The organism is Sporosarcina sp. P29 (genome assembly GCF_002743265.1).
GTDB lineage: Bacteria > Bacillota > Bacilli > Bacillales_A > Planococcaceae > Sporosarcina.
The window spans coordinates 1-6,061 of the sequence record NZ_PDYX01000041.1 but is presented as its reverse complement, the minus strand read 5'-3'; the positions used below and the strand labels follow the sequence as shown (position 1 = coordinate 6,061).

The following is a 6,061-nucleotide window of genomic DNA, read 5'->3' as shown; positions in this document are numbered from 1 at the left end:
TTCATGTGAGTCCTCCTTGGTTATAATTAGGGGTCAAGCCGTCGACGCCTTGACACCCCGAATCATACCAAGGGGACTTTTCTATTTCAATAGGGTTCCACTAACCAAACAGGAATGCTCCCGATGGATCAGCCCGATCAGGTGAGACAACTATAGGGAGCTTGCGACCTAGTTGGCTCACCGCGGGCCCATGGGAAAGCGTCCGCCTGGAACGTCGGTAAACGGTGCCCTTCCAATCACTAACGAACTTGAATTTGAACTTAAGCTTCCCCAATAAAAAAAGCGGGAAGAGTCAAAATCGACCCTTCCCACTTCCACCTTATATCTTCTTAAACACCAACGAAGCATTATGCCCGCCAAAGCCAAGAGAGTTACTCATAGCATACGTAATATCAGCCTTACGCGCCTCATTCACTACATAATCCAAATCACACTCAGGATCTGGCGTCTCATAATTCATCGTAGGAGGTAAAATTCCTTCTTGCAACGCCTTTACAGTAAAGATCGCCTCAATACCGCCAGCAGCCCCTAGCAAATGACCTGTCATCGACTTAGTGGAACTCATTGCTAACTTATACGCATGGTCACCAAACACAGTCTTCGCTGCCATTGTTTCAAACAAATCATTATACGGCGTACTCGTGCCATGCGCATTAATATAATTCACTTGTGTAGGGTCAACGCCCGCTTTTGCCAATGCTTGTTGCATCGCACGCGCTCCGCCTTCTCCACCTGGTGCCGGTGCTGTAATATGGTGCGCATCGCCAGTTGAACCGTAGCCGACGATTTCCGCGTAGATCTTCGCGCCACGTGCAACCGCATGCTCATATTCTTCCAAAATCAGAATTCCTGCACCCTCACCCATTACGAAACCATCACGGTTTTTATCGAATGGACGGGAAGCTTTTGTAGGATCGTCATTTAAAGATAGCGCTGTACTTGCAATGAATCCTGCTACTGCAAGTGACGTAATTGGCGCTTCAGTTCCGCCTGTGATCATGACGTCTGCATCTCCACGTAGGATCACTTCAAATGCATCGCCGATAGAGTTTGTACCAGATGCACAAGCTGTTACGGAACAAGAGTTGATTCCTTTAGCTCCTGTGAAAATAGATACTTGTCCTGCAGCCATATCCGGAATCATCATAGGAACGAAAAATGGACTGACGCGTCGATAGCCTTTTTCAAGGAAAGTATTGAATTGTTTCTCATGTGATTCCATTCCGCCGATTCCAGAACCGATCCAAACGCCTGTACGAAGCGCTAAGTCGCCTTCAAGTTCCAGGTTCGCATCTTTCATCGCCATCATTGCGGAAGCAACTGCATAGTGCGTGAACCGATCCATTTTACGGGCATCTTTACGGGAAACGTATTCTTCGATATCAAAACCTTTTACCTCCGCCATCACGCTGACCGGGAATTTTTCCTGATCCAGTCTTGTCATGACATCAATACCAGATTTTCCTTCCAACACTGATTTCCAAGATTCTTCAGCTGTGTTACCTACTGGAGTAATTCCACCGATACCCGTTACCACTACACGTCGTTTTTCCAATTTCAAACTTCCTTTCTATTGTTAACTTTTATTTTTTCGGGCTATTTACTTACCCCATTTTATACATAAGCCGCCCCATGTCAAGCCGCCACCGAATCCTACCAAAACAATCACGTCATCATCTTTCACTCGACCTTCAGCTAAATCATCTGTCAATGAAATCGGTATAGATGCTGCCGATGTATTGCCATACTTATGAACCGTTTTCGACATCTTCTCAACCGGCAATCCTAAACGTTCTCGTGATGCTTCCATTATACGGATATTGGCTTGGTGAGGAACAAGATAGTCCACTTCGTCTGTCGTTAGACCCGCTTTTTTCGCGACGTTGACTGCTGTTTCTCCCATTTGACGTACCGCAAACTTAAATACTTCGCGGCCATTCATTTCTAAATATTTATCATGGTGGAGATATTTACCACCTGAACCGTCTGCTCCCAATTCGAATGAAAGAATTCCTCTTCCTTCACTGACTTTACCAACGACTGTTGCTCCTGCACCATCTCCGAACAAGACAGCGGTATTGCGGTCTTCCCAGTCGACGATTTTCGATAACTTTTCAACACCTACTACAAGAACATAATCATATGTGCCAGATTCAACAAATTGCTTCGCTGTTACCACACCATAAATGAACCCTGCGCATGCTGCAGAAATATCCATCGCTGCTGCGTTTTTCGCACCTAGACGTTCTTGGATCATCGTTGCGACAGATGGAAAAATATTATCCGGCGTAACTGTAGCTACTAAAATTAGACCAATTTGATCAGCACGGATATCTGCTGATTGCAATGCCTCTTTCGCAGCCTCGAATGCCATGTCGGATGTGTCAATGTCATCTGATGCGATTCTACGCTCTTCAATTCCCGTTCGCGTACGAATCCATTCATCTGATGTATCTAAACTTTTTTCTAAATCTTCATTCGTCACAACAGTTGGCGGAACATATTTCCCCATCCCTAAAAGTCCAGCTCTCATCTCATCTACCCCGTTCCTTATCATCTAATATTAGTACCTGGTAGTAATTATAGAAGAAAAAACATACTTTTTCAAGAAGAGGACACCTTTTCGTCAAATATAATGCATAATTTCATTTCATCGTTTTAGTATGCTATGGTATGATGTATTATGAAATAGACTAGTCGAGGTGAAAATCATGCACTATATTATGACATTTGTTTGGTCGTTCCTCTTGGTAGCTATGTTAAACTACGTTGCCGGCTCTATTGGAGGCAATGCATTTGACTTCATGGCGGGCGTTACCGTCTCAATCGTTTTGGCTGTACTTGTATTGATTATCACTGCAATCATTCCAAACGAATCTCCAGCAGACGTTTGATTTACGATCAAAAAGCGTAAGAACTGTTCAACAGTTCTTACGCTTTTATTTTATCTTATCGAGCAACATCCACAACCAATTGTCCATCGTTCATGGACAATTTGATTTGCTGTCCTTCTACAAGACCGCCTCGAATAACTTCTTTTGCAACTTTCGTTTCCACATGTCGCTGAATGAATCGTTTCAATGGCCGCGCACCGAAGTCCGCATCCGCTCCTTCACGAACAATCCAATCAAGTACTTCTTCGTCATAGACAAGCACAAGATCCTGCTCTTCCAGACGACCAACCAAATCACCAAGCATCTTGTTAGTAATCGCTTTGAATGAATCAGTAGTCAATGAATGGAAGATGATAATATCGTCCATTCGGTTCAACAACTCGGGTTTGAAATGACTACGAAGTGCTGCCATGATCAAATCTTCTTTGGCATGTTCTGTGTTCTCTAGATCATTCTCGAGTAAATAAGCCGACCCAATATTCGATGTCATGATTACGACAGTATTCGTAAAGTTGACTAAACGCCCTTGACTGTCTGTAATACGTCCATCATCTAGAATCTGCAGTAAAATATTCGCTACATCAGGATGCGCTTTTTCAATTTCATCCAATAACACGACAGCATATGGATTTCGTCGTACCGCTTCCGTTAACTGGCCGCCTTCTTCATAGCCGATATATCCTGGAGGTGCACCGACTAGACGAGACACACTGTGTTTCTCCATATACTCGGACATATCAATGCGCACGAAATGATCTTCCGAATCAAATAACGTTGCAGCTAATGTTTTCGCAAGCTCTGTCTTACCTACACCAGTCGGTCCAAGGAACAAGAACGACCCAATAGGCTTGTTCGGATCTTGAATCCCTGCACGCGCACGCCAGACAGCTTCAGTGACGAGTTGTACTGCATTGTCTTGACCAATGACACGTTCTTTCAATGTTTCATGCAAGCGCAATAACTTTTCACGCTCTCCTTCAACAAGTTTCGTTACTGGAATGCCTGTCCAACGGGCAACAATGGATGCAATCTCTTCTTCCGTCACTTCTTCACGCAATAGACGTATATCTTTCGTTCCTTCTAACGGACTTTCCAATGCTTTTAATTCTTTTTCCAATGCTGGAATTTTACCGTACTGTAATTCAGCCGCTTTATTCAAATCAAAACTACTTTGCGCTTCTTCAAGTTCTCGACGGTAGCGATCCAACTCTTCGCGTTTACTTTGAATCATTTTTAATGCAGCTTTTTCTTCATCCCACTGCTCTCGCATACCTTTTGAAGAATCTTTTAAGTCTTGTAGCTCTTCGCGCAAAGTCTGTAGACGCGACTGACTCATCGTATCCTTCTCTTTACGCAATGCTTGCTCTTCAATTTCAAGTTGCATAATTCTACGAGTCACCGCATCCAGTTCAGATGGCATCGAATCGATTTCCGTACGAATCATGGCGCTTGCTTCATCAATTAAATCAATCGCTTTATCAGGCATGAAACGCTCAGTTAAATACCGATCAGATAATGTTGCCGCTGCAACTATTGCACGGTCATGAATACGCACACCGTGGTGCAATTCAAAACGTTCTTTTAGTCCACGCAAAATCGACACCGTATCTTTAACGGAAGGTTCACGTACCATCACTTGCTGGAACCGTCTTTCTAGTGCCGCATCTTTTTCGATATACATCCGGTATTCATCGAGTGTAGTCGCACCAATACAGTACAATTCACCACGTGCAAGCATCGGCTTCAACATATTCCCTGCGTCCATCGCACCTTCTGTTTTTCCTGCTCCAACAATCGTATGGATCTCATCAATGAACATGATGATTTCTCCATTGCTATCTTTCACTTGTTTCAAAACACTTTTCAGACGTTCTTCAAACTCTCCACGATACTTCGCACCCGCAATCAATGCACTCATATCAAGCTCAAAAATCTGACGGTCTTTCAATCCTTCCGGCACATCGCCTTTTACAATACGCTGTGCCAATCCTTCCACAATCGCAGTTTTACCGACTCCCGGCTCTCCGATGAGGACTGGATTATTCTTTGTCTTTCTTGATAATATTCGGATTACATTTCGAATTTCTTCATCCCGGCCAATAACCGGATCCATTTTTCCATTTTTCACTTCATCCACAAGATTACGACCGAATTGCTCTAGTGGTGAGCGCTGATCTTCTTGCATTCCATCCATACGCATATACATCCGCCTTTCATTTGTTTGACTTTGACTATCTTTGATTAATTAAATTATAGTATATTTTTTGGATAAAGTAAAAGATTAACACTCGAATTCGATGACTATTTTTAGACATAAAAAGCCGCCCGCAACTATGCGAGCGACGTGCATTAAACTAATTGGCGAGGCGCAACGACTACCCCGTCTTCATCCGCGTAGACGAAGTGACCTGGTGTCCATTCAACATTTCCGAAATGAAGAACTACGTCTTTTTGTCCTTCGCCACGTTTAATACTTTTTACCGGCATGCTACCGATCGCCATGACACCGATTTCTTGTGTGCAAAGATCCGCAGTGTCGCGTGCGCAGCCATAAATAATGACGCCAGCCAGTTTACGATCTTGTGCGATTTCGCCGAGCATGTCCCCCATGAGTGCGCAGCGTTTTGATCCCCCGCCGTCTACAACCAAGACATGGCCTTCTGGAATCGTTTGAAGTGCTTCTTTGACTAGCACATTGTCTTCAAAAACCTTCACTGTCGAGATCGGCCCCGAGAATCTTTTGTGCTTGCCATAGGATTTGAACTCCACTGTGCACACTTGCAGTTCGTCGATGAAGTCATCGCACAGGTCTGCTGTTTTAACTGACATTTCCCATTCCCCCTAGTACATTCTGTTTGACGCTACTCTATTCCTATTCGACAAAATCTTGCATTTCCTTTTTTATTATGAATGTTTTCATTTTGGATATGGGGATTGGCTAGGTGAGTTACATAGTGTTCGTCATGGGATTGAAGCTCCAGCTGGCGGACGCTTTCCCATGAGCTTTTGCGAGTAAAAGCGAAGCGTTAGGAGCACATCTTTGCACTTCGCCGCTAGCTTCCGCTTCAATCCAAGTTATATGATGGATTCAGCTCATATGAGCGGTTGTGGACTTAGTATGAGCGCATGTCGCTGATGATAGAGCGGTTAGACTTGAGTTATGAGCG

General features: G+C 44.0%; 5 protein-coding genes. 1 reads left to right on the top strand and 4 read right to left on the bottom strand.

Translation table 11 applies throughout. From position 1 onward, the window contains the following. Positions 1–319: 319 nt before the first annotated feature. Both fabF and CSV68_RS16280 read right to left on the bottom strand, forming a co-directional pair. On the bottom strand, positions 320–1,555 hold the full coding sequence (gene fabF, locus CSV68_RS16285; RefSeq protein WP_099635458.1) for a beta-ketoacyl-ACP synthase II: 1,236 nt from the start codon (positions 1,553–1,555) through the stop codon (positions 320–322). Positions 1,556–1,600: 45 nt separating this feature from the next. Beyond that, positions 1,601–2,533, bottom strand: a complete 933-nt coding sequence (locus tag CSV68_RS16280; RefSeq protein WP_099635459.1) for a beta-ketoacyl-ACP synthase III — start codon at positions 2,531–2,533, stop codon at positions 1,601–1,603. A gap of 178 nt (positions 2,534–2,711) precedes the next feature. Here CSV68_RS16280 and CSV68_RS16275 point away from each other — a divergent pair, with 178 nt between their 5' ends. Then, the gene (locus CSV68_RS16275; protein ID WP_099631038.1) at positions 2,712–2,894 is read left to right on the top strand and encodes a YjzD family protein; all 183 of its coding nucleotides are present in this window, start codon (positions 2,712–2,714) and stop codon (positions 2,892–2,894) included. Between the two features lie 55 nt (positions 2,895–2,949). Here the strand turns inward: CSV68_RS16275 and CSV68_RS16270 are convergent, their stop codons facing one another. After that, positions 2,950–5,088: an ATP-dependent Clp protease ATP-binding subunit gene (locus CSV68_RS16270; protein ID WP_483315684.1), complete on the bottom strand. Its 2,139-nt coding sequence runs from the start codon at positions 5,086–5,088 to the stop codon at positions 2,950–2,952. A 155-nt stretch (positions 5,089–5,243) separates the two neighbouring features. After that, positions 5,244–5,723: a ribonuclease E activity regulator RraA gene (rraA, locus tag CSV68_RS16265; protein WP_099662647.1), complete on the bottom strand. Its 480-nt coding sequence runs from the start codon at positions 5,721–5,723 to the stop codon at positions 5,244–5,246. Positions 5,724–6,061 lie beyond the last annotated feature (338 nt).